The sequence below is a fragment of the Acidovorax sp. GW821-FHT10E04 genome, from assembly GCF_059415185.1.
Genome location: NZ_JBWKMT010000001.1, coordinates 13,594 through 27,828, shown reverse-complemented (window position 1 = coordinate 27,828; position 14,235 = coordinate 13,594). Strand labels below are relative to the sequence as shown.

13 protein-coding genes are annotated in these 14,235 nt (G+C 67.1%); 3 read left to right on the top strand and 10 right to left on the bottom strand.

What is annotated here, in order from left to right:
• Window positions 1-20: 20 nt before the first annotated feature.
• The 10 genes from dalD to AC07OC_RS00080 all read right to left on the bottom strand — a co-directional run bounded on the left by dalD (window position 21) and on the right by AC07OC_RS00080 (window position 11,860).
• Window positions 21-1,424 carry a D-arabinitol 4-dehydrogenase gene (dalD, locus tag AC07OC_RS00125; RefSeq protein WP_218341562.1) on the bottom strand — a complete coding sequence of 468 codons (1,404 nt, stop codon included), beginning with the start codon at window positions 1,422-1,424 and terminating at the stop codon, window positions 21-23.
• Between the two features lie 19 nt (window positions 1,425-1,443).
• Complete coding sequence (locus AC07OC_RS00120) at window positions 1,444-2,178, bottom strand: SDR family oxidoreductase (RefSeq protein WP_218341561.1); 735 nt, start codon at window positions 2,176-2,178, stop codon at window positions 1,444-1,446.
• A 5-nt stretch (window positions 2,179-2,183) separates the two neighbouring features.
• Window positions 2,184-3,227 carry an ABC transporter ATP-binding protein gene (locus AC07OC_RS00115; RefSeq protein ID WP_218341560.1) on the bottom strand — a complete coding sequence of 348 codons (1,044 nt, stop codon included), beginning with the start codon at window positions 3,225-3,227 and terminating at the stop codon, window positions 2,184-2,186.
• Between the two features lie 48 nt (window positions 3,228-3,275).
• On the bottom strand, window positions 3,276-4,115 hold the full coding sequence (locus tag AC07OC_RS00110) for a carbohydrate ABC transporter permease (RefSeq protein WP_218341559.1): 840 nt from the start codon (window positions 4,113-4,115) through the stop codon (window positions 3,276-3,278).
• A gap of 13 nt (window positions 4,116-4,128) precedes the next feature.
• Window positions 4,129-4,992, bottom strand: a complete 864-nt coding sequence (locus AC07OC_RS00105; RefSeq protein WP_218341558.1) for a carbohydrate ABC transporter permease — start codon at window positions 4,990-4,992, stop codon at window positions 4,129-4,131.
• A gap of 114 nt (window positions 4,993-5,106) precedes the next feature.
• Complete coding sequence (locus AC07OC_RS00100; RefSeq protein ID WP_056413437.1) at window positions 5,107-6,441, bottom strand: ABC transporter substrate-binding protein; 1,335 nt, start codon at window positions 6,439-6,441, stop codon at window positions 5,107-5,109.
• A gap of 395 nt (window positions 6,442-6,836) precedes the next feature.
• The gene (locus AC07OC_RS00095; protein WP_218341557.1) at window positions 6,837-9,320 is read right to left on the bottom strand and encodes a TonB-dependent receptor; all 2,484 of its coding nucleotides are present in this window, start codon (window positions 9,318-9,320) and stop codon (window positions 6,837-6,839) included.
• 328 nt (window positions 9,321-9,648) lie between these two features.
• A complete protein-coding gene (locus tag AC07OC_RS00090) occupies window positions 9,649-10,704 on the bottom strand; it encodes a FecR domain-containing protein (protein WP_218366914.1) in 1,056 nt (351 codons plus the stop codon).
• Window positions 10,705-10,730: 26 nt separating this feature from the next.
• Complete coding sequence (locus AC07OC_RS00085; RefSeq protein WP_218341555.1) at window positions 10,731-11,243, bottom strand: sigma-70 family RNA polymerase sigma factor; 513 nt, start codon at window positions 11,241-11,243, stop codon at window positions 10,731-10,733.
• A 95-nt stretch (window positions 11,244-11,338) separates the two neighbouring features.
• Window positions 11,339-11,860 carry an Ivy family c-type lysozyme inhibitor gene (locus AC07OC_RS00080; RefSeq protein ID WP_218341554.1) on the bottom strand — a complete coding sequence of 174 codons (522 nt, stop codon included), beginning with the start codon at window positions 11,858-11,860 and terminating at the stop codon, window positions 11,339-11,341.
• Window positions 11,861-11,970: 110 nt separating this feature from the next.
• Between AC07OC_RS00080 and AC07OC_RS00075 the strand changes: the two genes are divergently transcribed.
• The 3 genes from AC07OC_RS00075 (at window position 11,971) to AC07OC_RS00065 (ending at window position 14,039) form a co-directional block, all read left to right on the top strand.
• Window positions 11,971-12,810, top strand: coding sequence for a thymidylate synthase (locus AC07OC_RS00075; RefSeq protein WP_218297744.1), 840 nt, complete (start codon window positions 11,971-11,973; stop codon window positions 12,808-12,810).
• Between the two features lie 106 nt (window positions 12,811-12,916).
• On the top strand, window positions 12,917-13,528 hold the full coding sequence (locus tag AC07OC_RS00070; RefSeq protein ID WP_494600298.1) for a DUF4337 domain-containing protein: 612 nt from the start codon (window positions 12,917-12,919) through the stop codon (window positions 13,526-13,528).
• Window positions 13,529-13,547: 19 nt separating this feature from the next.
• On the top strand, window positions 13,548-14,039 hold the full coding sequence (locus AC07OC_RS00065) for a dihydrofolate reductase (RefSeq protein WP_218297746.1): 492 nt from the start codon (window positions 13,548-13,550) through the stop codon (window positions 14,037-14,039).
• The last annotated feature ends 196 nt before the right edge of the window (window positions 14,040-14,235 follow it).

Below are 14,235 nucleotides of genomic sequence, written 5' to 3'. Positions count from 1 at the left end.
CTGTGGTCGGGCCGCTCAACTTACACCAACCCCTGGCGTTCCGCACGCCCGGCCACGAAGGCCTGCACGCGGGCAAAGGCGTTGCGCAGCGTGGCAACCAGCCGCGGGTTTGAGGCCATTTCACCCCACAGGGTGGTATCCGCGGCATAGGCGGCGACCAGGTCCGGCGCATCGCAGATCGCATGCGCCACGGCCGGGTCCATGGCCTGGTCCTGGTAGGTGTAGGGGATCTGCCCGGCATGCCAGCGCTGCAGGTAGGCCAGGAACAGCGCGGGCAGCACGGCCACGCTGTCGAACGAGCCATCGCGGGCCAGCTGGTCCCGGATGGTGGGCGCGATCATGCCGGGGATCTTGGAAAACGCATCCATGGCCACGCGCTGGTTGGTGTCCGCAATCGCAGGGTTGCCAAACCGGTCCAGCACCACGTCGCGGTAGGCCTCCAGGTCGATGGGGCACGGCAGCAGCACCGGGATCGCGTCGTCGGTCACGTAGTCGTAGGCCATCTGGCGGATGGCGGCATCGTGCGTGCCTTCGTGGATGTACTGGTAGCCCGCCAGCGTGCCCGCCCAGGCAATGCAGCTGTGGGTGGCGTTGAGCAGTCGAATCTTGGCTTCTTCGTACGCCTGCACCGAATCGACCATCTCGACTCCGACCCTTTCCCACGCGGGGCGGCCTGCGATGAAGTCGTCTTCGATCACCCACTGGATGAAGCTCTCGCCCATCAACGCGGCCTGGTCGTCCCAGCCGGTGGCGGCCTTCACGCGCTCGGCCACGTCCGGCGTGGGGCGTGGCGTGATGCGGTCGACCATGGCGTTGGGGCTGCTCGTGTGCTCCTGCACCCAGGCCTTGAGCGCGGCATCGCCCAGCGCGTCGATGAACTGCAGCAGGCCCCCGCGCGAGCGGTCGCCGTTGTGGCGCAGGTTGTCGCAGTTCATCAGCGTCACGGGGCCGGCACCGGCGGCCCTGCGCGCGCGCAGGATGCTCACCAGGCCGCCATAGAGGGTGTGGCCCGCCTGGCCCGCCTTGACGGCGGCGAGGTCGGCGCGCAGGTCGGCAAAGCTGGGCCAGTCGAGCTGGTCTTGCGCATCGAGGTAGTAGCCCGCCTCGGTCACCGTGAACGAGATGATGCGCGTGGCGGGGTCGGCACCTGCGGCGATCAGCGGGGCCAGGTCGTCCTGGTAGGGGATCACGCGCTGGATCGATTCAATGACGGTGTAGCTGCGCTCGCCCTGGGGCGTGACGGTCTCCAGCGTGTAGCGGCCGCCCTGGGCCTGCAGCGCGGCGATGGTGTCGGCCATGTCGGCGCGCAGGTTGCCGCCCGCAATGGCCCAGCCGGTGTCTCCCTGCTGGCGCAATGCGTGGACGTAAACGGCCTGGTGGGCGCGGTGGAACGAGCCCAGGCCCAGGTGCAGGATGAAATTCATGGTGCGTGAATGCAGGTGTTTAAAGATCGAAGTTCGTGGGCATCATCACCACGTCGCGGATGGTCATGCCACGGGGGCGCGTGAGCATGAACAGCACCACGCTGGCCACTTCGGCCGCTTCGATGAGACTGCCGCTCGCCTTGGCCTCTTCCAGCTTCTCGGCCGGCCAGTCGGCGAGCAGCGAGGTGATGACCGGCCCGGGCGAGATGGAGCCCACGCGGATGCCGTGCTTGAACACCTGGCGGCGCACGGTCTGCACGAAGCAGTTCACCGCCCACTTGGACGATGCGTAGACCGGCTCCCATGGCGTGGGGAAATGCGCGGCCAGCGAGCTGGTGACGATGATGTCGCCCGTGCCGCGTTCGATCATGTGGGGCAGCACGTTGTGCACGTTCTTCATCACCACGTTGACGTTGAGGTTCAGCATGCGGTCGATGGCGTCGGGGTCGGCGTCCACCAGATCGCCGCCGACGTAAAGCCCGGCATTGGCGTGGAAGATGTCGAGCTGGCCGGCGAGGGCCAGCGTGCGCGCCAGCAGGCTGGCGCACTGCTTGGCGTCCAGCAAGTCCAGTACCAACGGCAATGCGCTGGCACCGATCGCAGCGCAGGCCTTGGCCAGCGCGGCTTCGTCGCGGTCGATCAGCACCACGCGCGCACCCGCGTCGGCCATGGCTTGGGCACTGGCGAAGCCAATGCCCGATGCAGCGCCGGTGATGGCCGCCACCTTGCCTTGCAGTTCTTGTCCGAGGGTCATGGTGGTCATGCGGTCTGGCGGACCACCACGCGGCCTGCGGGGTCGAACCAATGGGCTTGCGATGCGTCGATGTCCAGGCTGACCGCATCACCGGCGCGCAGGCTGGTGCGGTCGTTCTGGCGGGCCACGAACTGTGCGCCCCCTGGTGTGCTCACATAGATCAGCGTCTCGGCACCCAGCGCTTCGACCAGGTCTACCTGGCCGCCCACCGGCGTCACGCCGGTGTTGCGCACGGTGATGTTCTCGGGGCGCAGGCCGATGGCACCGCCCTCGGCGCCCGCAGGTGCCTGCTGCTGCACCGGTGGCGGCAGCTGCGGCAGGGGCACCACGTTCATCTGCGGCGTGCCGATGAACTGGGCCACGAACTGGTTGGCGGGTTGGTCGTACAGCTCGAGCGGCGTGCCCACCTGCTCGATGACGCCGTCGCGCAGCACCACCACGCGGTCGGCCAGGGTCATGGCCTCCACCTGGTCGTGCGTCACGTAGATGGTGGTGGCGCCCAGGTCGCGGTGCAGCTTGGCGATCTCCACGCGGGTCTGGCCGCGCAGGGCCGCGTCGAGGTTGGACAGCGGCTCGTCGAACAGAAACACCTTGGGCGCGCGCACGATGGCACGGCCGATGGCCACGCGCTGGCGCTGGCCGCCGGAGAGTTCCTTGGGCGTGCGCTCCAGGTAGGTGGTGAGGTTCAGGATGGCTGCGGCGCGCTCGACCTTCTCGCGCACGATGGCCGGATCGACCTTGGCGAGCTTGAGCGCGAAGCTCATGTTCTCGTACACGCTCATGTGCGGGTACAGCGCATAGCTCTGGAACACCATGGCGAGGTCGCGCTTGCTCGAAGGCTGGTCGGTGATGTCGCGGCCATCGAGCATGAGCGAGCCGCCGTCGATGTTCTCCAACCCCGCGATCAGGCGCAGCAGCGTGGACTTGCCGCAGCCCGAGGGGCCGACGAAGACGATGAACTCGCCTTGCTGGATGGTGAGATCGATGCCCTTGATGGCGCGGTGCTCACCAAAGAATTTCTCGATGCCGCGCAGTTGAAGGTAGGCCATGGAATCGGGTTCCTGAAATCTTGAAAACTGGGAGAAAAACTGCGGCGCTTACTTGACCGCACCGAAGGTCAGGCCCTGAACGAGCTGCTTCTGGCTGAACCAGCCAAACACCACGATGGGCGCGATGGCCATCAGCGAGGCGGCAGACAGCTTGGCCCAGAACAGGCCCTCGGGGCTGGAGTAAGAGGCGATCAGCGTGGCCAGCGTGCCGGCCTTGGCGGCGCTCAGGTTCAGGCTCCAGAAGGCCTCGTTCCACGACAGCACCAGGCACAGGAGGCCGGTGGACGCCAGGCCGCCCATGCCCAGGGGCAGCAGCACCAGGCGCACCTCCTGCCACAGGGTGGCGCCGTCCATGCGCGCGGCCTCCAGGATCTCGCGCGGGATGTCCTTGAAGTGCGAGTACAGCATCCAGACCATGATGGGCAGGTTGGACAGCGCGAACACGATGATCAGTGCCAGCTGCGTGTCCAGCAGGTGGCTCTTTTGCGCCAGCACGTAGATGGGCACCAGCGCGCCCACGGCGGGCATCATCTTGGTGGAGAGCATCCACATCAGGATGTCCTTGGTGTACTTGCCCTTGAAGAAGGCCATGGCATACGCCGCGGGCGCTGCCAGCATCAGCCCCACCAGGGTGGACAGCACGCTGGTGATGACGGAGTTCCTGGCGTACAGCAGGTAGTCGCTGCGCTCCTGCACCTCGTGAAAATTTTCGAGCGTGGGGATGAAGAACAGCTGCGGCGGCACGGCGATGGCCTGCAGCTCGGTCTTGAACGCGGTCAGCAGCAGCCAGGCCAGCGGGAAGAACAGCAGCAGGGCCACGCCCCAGGCAGCCACGGTGCGCAGGGCCAGCAGGCCCAGCGGATAGTTGGAACGGCGTCGAGCAGTCATGGTGGTGCTTCGGTTATTTGTCGAGGTTCTTGCCGACCATGCGGATCAGGAACACGGCCGCGATGTTGGCCAGCACCACCGCGAACAGCGCGCCGGCCGAGGCCACGCCCGCATCGAAGTTGAGCAGCGCCTGCTTGAAGATCAGGAAGGTGACGTTGGTGCTCGCATCGCCCGGGCCGCCGCCCGTGGTGGTGTAGATCTCGGCAAAGATGCTGAGCAGGAAGATGAGTTCGATCATCACCACCACCGCCACAGAGCGCGCCAGGTGCGGCACGTACAGGTAGCGCAGCTGCTGCAGGTAGTTGGCGCCGTCCATGCGCGAGGCCTCGAGCTGCTCATGGTTCATGCTTTGCAGCGCGGTCATGAAGATCAGCGTGGCAAAGGGCAGCCACTGCCAGGAGACCATGACGATCACCGAGAACAGCGGGTGGTCGGTGAGCCAGTCCACCGGCTGCGCGCCGAAGAACATCCACACCTGGGCGAGCACGCCGTAGATGGGGTTCATCATCATGTTCTTCCACATCAGCGCGTTCACCGTGGGCATGACGAAGAACGGCGAGATCAGCAGCACCCGCACGATGCCCCGGCCCGCGAACCGCTCGTTGATGAGCAGCGCGATGGCGATGCCGAACACCACCGTGATGAGGATCACGCTGCCGAGCAGCAGCAGCGTGTTGACCACCGCCGTGCCGAACGAGGGGTCGGTGACGAAGTACTCGAAATTCTCCAGCCCGGCAAAGCCGGTCTGATCCGGCTGCATCAGGTTGTAGCGGATGAGCGAGAAGTAGATCGTCATCACCAGCGGCACGATCATCCACAGGAAGAGCGTGGCCATGGCTGGCGTGAGCAGCAGGCGGGGGAGCAGGCGGCGGTTCATGGTGTTTCCGAAAGGGCGACGGGGCCGCCACGGTGAATGGCGAGCCCCAGGATCAGCACTGGTCAATCCACGGATGGGCAGTGGACGGCGGAGCCTCGGTGGCCCCGCCAGCCTTTACTTGTAGTAACCAGCCTTCTTCATTTCCCGGTCCGCAGACACCTGGCTGGCCTTGAGGGCCGCGTCCACCGTGGTCTTGCCTGCCAGCGCCGCGCTCATCTGCTGGCCCACCGCGATGCCGATGGCCTGGAACTCCGGAATCGCTGCGAACTGCACACCCACGTAGGGGCTCTTGGGCAGGGTCGAATCGGTCGGGTTGGCCGAGTCGATCGCGACCTTCTCGGCGGCGGCGAAGCGGGCGGCCTTCTGGAACTCAGGCGATGCGTAGGTGCTCTTGCGCGTGCCGGTGGGCACGTTGGCCCAGCCGTTGGTCTTGGCGACCAGCTGGATGTAGTCCTTGCTGGTGGACCAGGTGATGAACTTCTGCGCGGCGTCCACCTTTTTCGAACCGGCCGGGATGGCCAGGTTCCACGACCACAGCCAGTTGGCGCCCTTGGGCGTGTTCATGGTGGGCGCCTGGGCAAAGGCCATCTGGTCGGCCACCTTGGACTGCTTGGGGTCGCTCACGAACGATGCCGCGATGGTCGCGTCCACCCACATGCCGCACTTGCCGGAGTTGGTCAGCGCCAGGATCTCGTTGAAGCTGTTGGCCGACGAGCCAGGCGGGCCGTAGTTCTTGAGCAGGTCCACGTAGAAGGTGATCGCGTCCTTCCAGGGCTTGGATTCGAGCTGCGGCTTCCACTGCATGTCGAACCACTGGCCGCCGAAGGTGTTGACCAGCGTGGTCAAGAACGCCATGTTGTCGCCCCAACCCGGCTTGCCGCGCAGGCAGATGCCGTACACGCCGTTCTTGGGGTCGTGCATCTTGGCGGCCAGGTCCTTGATCTGCGGCCAGGTGGGACGCTCGGGCACCTGCACGCCGGCCTTGTCGGCCAGGTCCTTGCGGTACATGAGCATGGAGCTTTCGCCGTAGAACGGCGCGGCGAACAGCTTGCCGTCGATGGACAGGCCGCCCCGCACGGCGGGCAGCAGGTCGTCCACGTCGTAGGCGGCGTCGGTTTTGAGCTCCTGCAGCCAGCCCTTCTTGCCCCAGATGGGCGCCTCGTACATGCCGATGGTCATCACGTCGAACTGGCCGCCCTTGGTGGCGATGTCGGTGGTGACGCGCTGGCGCAGCACACCTTCTTCGAGCGTGACCCACTTGAGCTTGATGTCGGGGTTGGCCTGCTCGAAGTTCTTGGAGAGCTTCTGCATCTCGATCATGTGGCCGTTGTTCACGGTGGCGATCACGAGCTCGGTCTGCGCGCTGGCGGCGCCGCACAGCGACGTCAAGGCCAGCGCAACGGCGACGGCCAGGCGCTGGGGCATGGTGACAGGGGTGGAATGTGGCATCGGAAAAGTCTCCTCGGTCGTTGGTATGGGAATCTGCCTTTCAACACCGGCGCAAGGCATGCAGGCATTGACGGACTGAACGATACCGATGCTGCGATGCTCGATTGGTACTCCAGACGCCTCCACAAATACTAATTTGCACCAGATACTCAGGATTTATACCTAGATGTGTCAACAGGGTATCTAACCGAGTGCAAAAAGGCGGCTCCACCGTTGCGGCGTTGGCGTAGCGAATGCTCTGGATTACTATCAAATAGATAGCTGCCAGCGCTTACCTATCAAGCGGCAGAGGCCAATTCAGTCCACATTTTCTTGCACCAAGGCCCACTGGGGTTGACGCCCACACCCCCCAACTCCCTCCATTTGCCCCTCTGCCCAGGGGAGCCTGCTCCGCGTCAGAAATCCACCGTGGCAGAAAGAGTCGCCGTGCGGGGACTTCCCACATACAGCCAGTTGCCGGAGCCACTGGACCAGTAGTTGCGGTTGAACAGGTTGTCCACGCCCGCGCGCAGCACCAGCGGCCGGCCCCACGCCTGGGTCTTGTAGCGGGCACCGATGTCCCAGCGCGTCCAGCCCGGAATGCGCCGCAGGTTGGCGGCGTCCACCTGCTGCGCGCTGCTGGAGATCATGCGGGCCGACAGCGTCAGCCCTGGCACGGCAGCCAGGTCGTGGTCGCTGCCCAGGTTCAGCTGCCAGCGCGACACGTTCGGCGCGGCGTTGCCGTTGTAGATGCCGCCTTCGGTTTTGGTCAGCCGGGCATCGTTGAAGGTCACGCCGCCCAGCAGGCGCGTGCCCCGGGCCAGCTCGCCAAAGACATTGAGCTCGACCCCGCGGTTGCGCTGCTCCGCGCCGACCTGGTAGGTGAACGTGCCATCGCCATTGGACGCCACCAGCCCGCTCGGCTTCTGGATGTGGAACAGGCTCGCCGTGGTGCTGAAGCGGCCCCAATCGGCCTTCACGCCCACCTCCCGCTGCTTCGTGCGGACCGGCGGAAACACCTGCCCGGCGTTGGTGGTGCCCAGCGGTGCTGAATCGCCCTGGACCAGCCCTTCGATGTAATTGCCGTAGAGCGACACGTGCGGCTGTAGCTTGAACACCGCCGCCAGCGCCGGCGTCACCGCGTGCTCGTCGTACGCGGTGCTGCCGGCCCCGGTGGTGGTGTCGTGCTTGACGACCTTCACGCGCTGGTAGCGGGCGCCCAGGGTGACGGACAGGCGGTCTTGCCACAGCGAGACGGTGTCGGACAGCGCTACGGACGGCAGCTGCAAGGAATCGGTCTGGGGCGGCCGCGATGAGAAACCGTCGATGGACGGACGCGCGGTGGCCGCGGGTGCGTACATGTTCGTGGCGAAGCTGTCGAAGCCGTAGTACTGCGCCGTGAAGCCGCTGTCCTTCTTCAGGTACGACGCATGCAGGTGAATGCGGTGCGTAAGCTCGCCGGCACGCACCGTGCCTTGCAGCTCGCCTTGCAGGGTGCGGTAGTTCGTCCAGTTGGGCCAGAAGTACGTGGTGGCCTGCGCATCGCCCTGCACGCTGGTCACGAACACGTCGGTGGCGAGGTAGCGGGACCGCGTGTGGCTGCCACCCGCGGCTGCAGAGAGCGTCCAGTCCGGGGTAAGGTCGTACTCGGCTTTGGCCAAGAGGTAGTTGCTGCGCGACCTGGCGAACTCCCAGTCCTGCGCGATGCGGTGGCTGGCCCGGGGCGGCCTGGGGATGGCAATGGCGTCGTCGATGCCAAAGCCCGCGGCGCCTTGCGGCGCTTCGTTGTTCATCGTCTGGTGGCCGGCATCCACCGAGGCCCGCAGCTGGCTGCCCCGGTAGTCCACGGCCAGCGCCGCAGCCCCCAGCTCGACGGACTGGCCCTGGGTGGCGGTCTTTCCGTCACGGTAGACACCGTTGAAGCGCACACCCCACTGGTGGTCGTCGCCGAACCGGCGGCCCACGTCCAGGTGGCCGCCCAGGTTGCCTCTGGACAGGTACGTGGTGGTCAGGCGTGTCAGCGGCACGTCGCCCGCGCGCTTGGGCACCAGGTTGATGGCGCCGCCCACCGCACCGCCCGCCCCGGGTGCCATGCCGTTGAGCAGCGCGTTGGGGCCCTTGAGCACCTCGACGCGCTCGGCCGCTTCGACCGCCACGGAACGGTTGGTGGCGATGCCGCCGATGCCGTCGAACAGCACGGAGTCCTGCACCGAGAAGCCGCGGATCAGAAAGATGTCGCCCCCCGCAGCAGCGTTCGTCAGGCTGTACGACACCGTGCGCACGGACGGGTCGTTGGCCAGCACATCGGCCACGGTGATCGCCTGCTGGTCCTGCATGAGTTCGGCCGTGTAGCTGGTGATGTGAAACGGCGTGTCTATCAGGCTCTGCTGACCCAGCAGGCCGACCCGGCTGCCCGTGGCAACCTGGCCGCCGGCATAGGCGGGCGGCAAATCGCCGGGCGCTGCCTCGGCGCTGGCCGTCACGGTGACGGCGCCCAGGGTGGCGGCATCGCTGAGCCGGGGTGCCTGCGCTGCAGGGCGCGATGCCTCGCGCAGCGTGAAGACGCCGCCCGTGGCCTGCCGCAGCTCCAGCCCCGAACCTGCCAGCGCGCGGCGCAGTGCCTCGGGCGCATCGAAGCGGCCCCGCACGGGCGCCGCGTTGCGGCCTTCCACCAACTGCGCATCGGCGGTGAGGGCCAGGCCCGCGTCGCGCGCGATGCGGTTGAGGGCTGCTCCCAGCGGCCCGGCGGGCAGGTCGTAGTCGCGCACTGCCGCAGCGCTGGCCGTGGCCGCAGGGGCCTCTGCCGTAGCTGGCTGTGCGGTCACGGCAGAGGCGCCCAACGCGAGCAGCAGCGCCGCAGCGCAAGGGTTCAGCGGAAAGGGGAGAACAGCAGAGGGCATGGGTCAGGCTCCGAAACGGTCACGTCAGAAAAGAGGGGTAACCGCGCCGATGCACGGTCTCTGTCTGATTGCCGAACGGGTGCCGAAAAGTGAGAGGGGGCCGGGGCGATTTCTTTTTTGGGCCGGCATCGCAGGTGGTGGGAGGCCAGCTGGCAGCGGCGACCTGCACCGACCGGCGGTTGTCGAACCGGCAGAACAGGTTGGGCTGGTTGATCTGGACTGAACTGACTGGAACCGTCGATCAGTTGCACCAAGTCACTCATCTTTTGATAGCTACCAGCGCTTTCCCATCAAGCGGTAGCGGCCGATTTTCCTTATATTTTCATCCTCAGGGCGCAGCACGCGGCTTGAGCGTGACCCACCAGCGCGTGGTCCAGACCACATCGACCGGCACGGCCGCGGTCAGCGCCAACAGGGCCTGGTCGGTGTCCGCCAGGGGCAGCGTGCCCGTCACGCGCAACCCGGCCACACGGGGGTCGACACCCAGGTGGCCGACCCGGTGCCGCGCGAGCGTTGCCACCACCTCGCCCAAGGGTTGGTTGTCCACGACCAGCATGCCGTCCTTCCAGGCGTCGGCATCGGGCGGGGCTGCCCACGGGTCCACCCGCCCGCCCTCCAGCCGCGCGCCCTGCCCGGCCGACACGATGCGCTCGGCACTGCACGGCTCGGATGCTGCTGCCGCACAGGTCGCCGGGCGGGCCGCGACGGCCGACTGGGTGACTGCGACCTCGGTGGCGGGCGTGCTAAGGCTCTGCGCCCCATCGGTGCCAGTGGCTTGCGCCTGTGGCCAGCGGCGCACGGTGAAGCGGGTGCCCAGGGCGCGCAGGCTGCCGTCCTCGGTCAGCACGACGAACGGGCGCCGCTCAGCCGGGTCGGCATGGCTGGTTTCTACCGCGACCTCGCCCGTGCGAAGGTGGATGGTGCGCTGGTCTTGGCTGAACACGACGTCCACGGCGCTGCGGGTGTTCAGGTGCAGCACGGTCTGGTCGGGCAGCACGATGGTGCGGCGCTCGCCGGTGGCGGTGCGGTGGTCGGCCAGCAGTTGGCCCACGGGCTGGTGGCGGTCCAGCACCAGCACGCCGCAGGCCACCGCCAACGCCAGGCCCACCACGGCGCCCGCCACACGGGCAGGACGGCGCCGGCGCGGTGGCAGCAGCAAGGCCGCGCGGGCTCCAGGCCCTGCGGCGGCACGGGCCAGGTGCTGGTCGATGTCGCCCAGCTGGCGCCAGGCGCGGGCATGGTCGGGGTGTGCCGCCAGCCAGTCGTTCAGGGCTTGGGCGTCCGCCGGCGACGTGGCGCCCTCGCCCTGGCGCAGTTGCCAGCCGATGGCGGCCTCCAGCACGGCAGGCGGCACGGGGTGGTCGTCGCCTGCGCCGCCAGGCAAGCCGCCCGTTGTCCAGCCCGCGCTGCTCACGCCGCGCCGCCAAAACGCAGGTGGTAGGCGTGGCGCATGGCGTTGGCCAGGTACTGGCGCACGCGGGGCACCGACACCTGCAGCTGCTCGGCGATCTCTGCGTGCGTGAGACCGTCGAGCCGGTTCATGAGCCATGCCGCGCGCGTCTTGGGCGTCAGGCCCTGCAGCAGTGTATCGACCGCGTGAAGCATCTGCACGGCGGCCAGGCGCTCTTCGGGGGATGGCTGCAGCACCTCGGGCTGCAGGGCCAGGTCTGCCAGGTAGGCGCGCTCCAGTTCGCCCCGGCGCCAGAAGTCCACCAGCAGCCCGCGTGCCACCGTGGTCAGGTAAGCGCGCGGCTCACGCATCGCGTCGGGGGCGATGGCGGTGGGCCGTGCGAGCAGGCGCACGAAGGTGTCCTGCGCCAAGTCGGCCGCGTCGTCGGCACAACCGAGCCGCCGGCGCAGCCAGGACTGCAGCCACCCGTGGTGGTGGCTGTAGAGCGCGTGCAGGGGGTGAGCGGCAGACATGGCGTGACGGCCTTTTTGAGAATGATTCTTGATTATAGAAACACATTCCCGCCCAGCCCCTGGGCACGCCGCCATCCGGCAGACCGGCTGCGCGCTCAGCGCCGCGCGTTTTCCATCATCGTGGTAACGTGGGCCGGCAGGGTCTTCGGGGTCCCCAGGTCCTGCACGTCCCATTCCTCCCCGCCGGTCAGCAGCCATACGCGTACCGAGTCGGTGGCGGCGTGGACCACGATGGCGGCAGCCTCCGTGTCGCCTGCGTCCGGCCGGTTACCGGTGATGTAGAGCATGGAGCCGTCTTGCCGCAGCGGCCCACTCACCTGCAGGTTGTCCAGCAGCACGTTGTAGTTGGCGAGACCGAGCAGCCCACGCAGCCGCTCGGCCAGCGGGCCGGCACGCAGGAAGTCTGAGCCCCCGACCGGATAGTTGCCTACCTGGGTTTGCAGGTTCGCCCAGGGATTGGCGGGCGCGGCAGGTACCTCGTTGGGCACAGGACGCGCGACCTTGCGCAGCGCCGTGGGCGCCGTGGGTACCGTGCCCACGCAACCCGGCAGCAGCACAGCCAACGCAAGAGCGGCCAGCACGGCGCTTGACAAAGGGGCTGGAGAGATAGGGCGCATGATCGGGGGCTTCTTTCTAAAAAGGGCAGCTGGGCGAAAAGGTCTGCGAGCTTAGCCGGTTCCTGCCGGCAGCCGCCCCCTAAAATCGCGTCTTTCGCCTTCCAACCGCCATGACCGAACACGCCCGCCCCGTCCGCTCGCAATACGAAGACTTCATGCGCCACGTGTTCACCCACGGCGTGGAAAAATCCGACCGCACGGGCACCGGCACCCGCAGCGTTTTCGGCCACCAGATGCGTTTCGACCTGAAGGAAGGCTTTCCGCTCGTCACCACCAAGAAGGTGCACCTGCGGTCCATCATCCAGGAGCTGCTGTGGTTCCTCACGGGGTCGAGCAACAACAACTGGCTCAAGGAGCGCGGCGTCACCATCTGGGACGAATGGGCGCGCGAGGACGGCGACCTGGGGCCGGTGTACGGCGTGCAGTGGCGCAGTTGGCCCACGCCGGACGGCGGGCACATCGACCAGATCAGCGATGTGGTCAGGACGCTCAAGACCAACCCCGATTCGCGGCGCATCATCGTGAGCGCCTGGAACGTGGCCGAGCTCGGCAAGATGGCGCTCATGCCCTGCCACGCTTTCTTCCAGTTCTACGTGGCGCCAGCACAGGAGCCCGGCGGACGCGGCACGCTCTCCTGCCAGCTGTACCAGCGCAGTGCGGACATCTTCCTGGGCGTGCCGTTCAACATCGCGAGCTATGCCCTGCTCACCCACATGGTGGCGCAGCAGTGCGACCTGGATGTGGGTGATTTCATCTGGACGGGCGGCGACTGCCACATCTACAGCAACCACCACGAGCAAGTGCAAACGCAGCTGGCGCGCACACCCTATCCCTACCCGGTGCTGAACATCAAGCGCCGCCCCGGCAGCATCTTCGACTACCAGTACGAGGACTTCGAAGTGGTGGACTACCAGTGCCACCCGGCGATCAAGGCCCCCGTGGCCGTGTGATCACGCACCAGCCCTTCTTGAGACCCCACACCTCCTGAGCCCCAGGGCCAGGTGCAGCAGCGCCCAGCCCGCATCCACCAACAACCACCACCACGAGCTTTCATCCATGTCTTCCGGCGGATTTCACGTACACGGCCCCCACGACCACGCGGTGGAGCATGCCACCCACGGCCACCATGACGACGCCACGGCCAGCCACGGCAACAACGGCAATGGCTCGTCCATGAACAAAATCGCGATGTTCACCGCCATCGTGGCCACGGTGGGCGCGATCTTCTCGTACATGGGCGGCGCCACGCAGGCCAACGCCGGGCTGCTCAAGAACGACGCGGCCATCAAGAAGACCGAGGCCTCCAACCAATGGAACTACTTCCAGTCCAAGAGCACCAAGCAATCCCTGGCCGAACTGGCCCGCGACCTGGCGCCCGATGACCGCAAGGCCGGCTACCAGACCAAAGTGGAGCGCTACGAAACCGAGAAGAACGAGATCAAGGTGGCCGCCGAGAAGCTCGAGGCCGATGCCCACGAATTCGACCGCAAGAGCGAAGCCCAGATGCACCAGCACCACCGCTGGGCCCAGGCCACCACGGCGCTGCAGGTGGCCATCGCGCTGGCCGCCATTGCGCTGCTCACCAAGAAAAAATGGCTGGAATACGGCATGTACGGCGTGGCCGCCGTGGGCCTGGGCGTGGGTGCCCTCGCCGCCTTGCACATCTGAAAAACAAGGACGTTCCGCCATGCCAGTGCACCTCATCTACGCCCGCGCCGCCAACGGTGTGATCGGCAAGGACAACGCCCTGCCCTGGCACCTGCCGGAGGACATGGCGCACTTCAAGCAGCTGACACAGGGCTGCCCCGTGGTGATGGGCCGCAAGACCTGGGATTCGCTTCCGGCGCGTTTTCGCCCCCTTCCGGGCCGTACCAACATCGTGGTGACGCGCCAGCACGACTGGCAGGCCGAAGGCGCCCGGCGCGCCGAGAGCCTGGACGCTGCGCTGGCGCAGTGCGATCCCCGCCAGACGGTGTGGGTGATCGGCGGCGCGCAGATTTACGCCGAGGCCCTGCCGACGGCAGACCGGCTGGAGGTGACCGAGATCGCCCGGGACTTCGAGGGCGACGCCCACGCGCCAGTGCTAGGCAAAGCCTGGACCGAGGCCGCCCGCAGCGACCATGTGAGCACCAACGGCCTGCCCTTCAGTTTTGTGAGCTACGTGCGCGCGGCGGATTGAGTCCCTCTTCGGCGGGCACGTGCCCTTCCCTTTCCCCTTGCACCCGGCTATGGGGTGGCTGACGGGGTTTTTGCAGGCGTCTGGTCGCGCGACGGATCGGGCGTCTGTGCAGGGGTAAGGGCCGGAGCGGGTGCCGGTGTTTCCGCCGGCGTCTGCGCGGGCGGGGGAGCTGGCGTCTGGGCCGGCGTCTGCACCG

Excerpts from the sequence above, each read along its gene's own strand:
- AC07OC_RS00095 (WP_218341557.1), bottom strand. The coding sequence starts at position 9,320 with ATGCCCTCTGCTGTTCTCCCCTTTCCGCTGAACCCTTGCGCTGCGGCG.
- AC07OC_RS00100 (WP_056413437.1), bottom strand. The coding sequence starts at position 6,441 with ATGCCACATTCCACCCCTGTCACCATGCCCCAGCGCCTGGCCGTCGCC.
- AC07OC_RS00065 (WP_218297746.1), top strand. The coding sequence starts at position 13,548 with ATGCCAGTGCACCTCATCTACGCCCGCGCCGCCAACGGTGTGATCGGC.
- AC07OC_RS00080 (WP_218341554.1), bottom strand. The coding sequence starts at position 11,860 with ATGCGCCCTATCTCTCCAGCCCCTTTGTCAAGCGCCGTGCTGGCCGCT.
- AC07OC_RS00115 (WP_218341560.1), bottom strand. The coding sequence starts at position 3,227 with ATGGCCTACCTTCAACTGCGCGGCATCGAGAAATTCTTTGGTGAGCAC.
- AC07OC_RS00070 (WP_494600298.1), top strand. The coding sequence starts at position 12,917 with ATGTCTTCCGGCGGATTTCACGTACACGGCCCCCACGACCACGCGGTG.
- dalD (WP_218341562.1), bottom strand. The coding sequence starts at position 1,424 with ATGAATTTCATCCTGCACCTGGGCCTGGGCTCGTTCCACCGCGCCCAC.
- AC07OC_RS00075 (WP_218297744.1), top strand. The coding sequence starts at position 11,971 with ATGACCGAACACGCCCGCCCCGTCCGCTCGCAATACGAAGACTTCATG.
- AC07OC_RS00105 (WP_218341558.1), bottom strand. The coding sequence starts at position 4,992 with ATGAACCGCCGCCTGCTCCCCCGCCTGCTGCTCACGCCAGCCATGGCC.
- AC07OC_RS00110 (WP_218341559.1), bottom strand. The coding sequence starts at position 4,115 with ATGACTGCTCGACGCCGTTCCAACTATCCGCTGGGCCTGCTGGCCCTG.
- AC07OC_RS00120 (WP_218341561.1), bottom strand. The coding sequence starts at position 2,178 with ATGACCCTCGGACAAGAACTGCAAGGCAAGGTGGCGGCCATCACCGGC.
- AC07OC_RS00085 (WP_218341555.1), bottom strand. The coding sequence starts at position 11,243 with ATGTCTGCCGCTCACCCCCTGCACGCGCTCTACAGCCACCACCACGGG.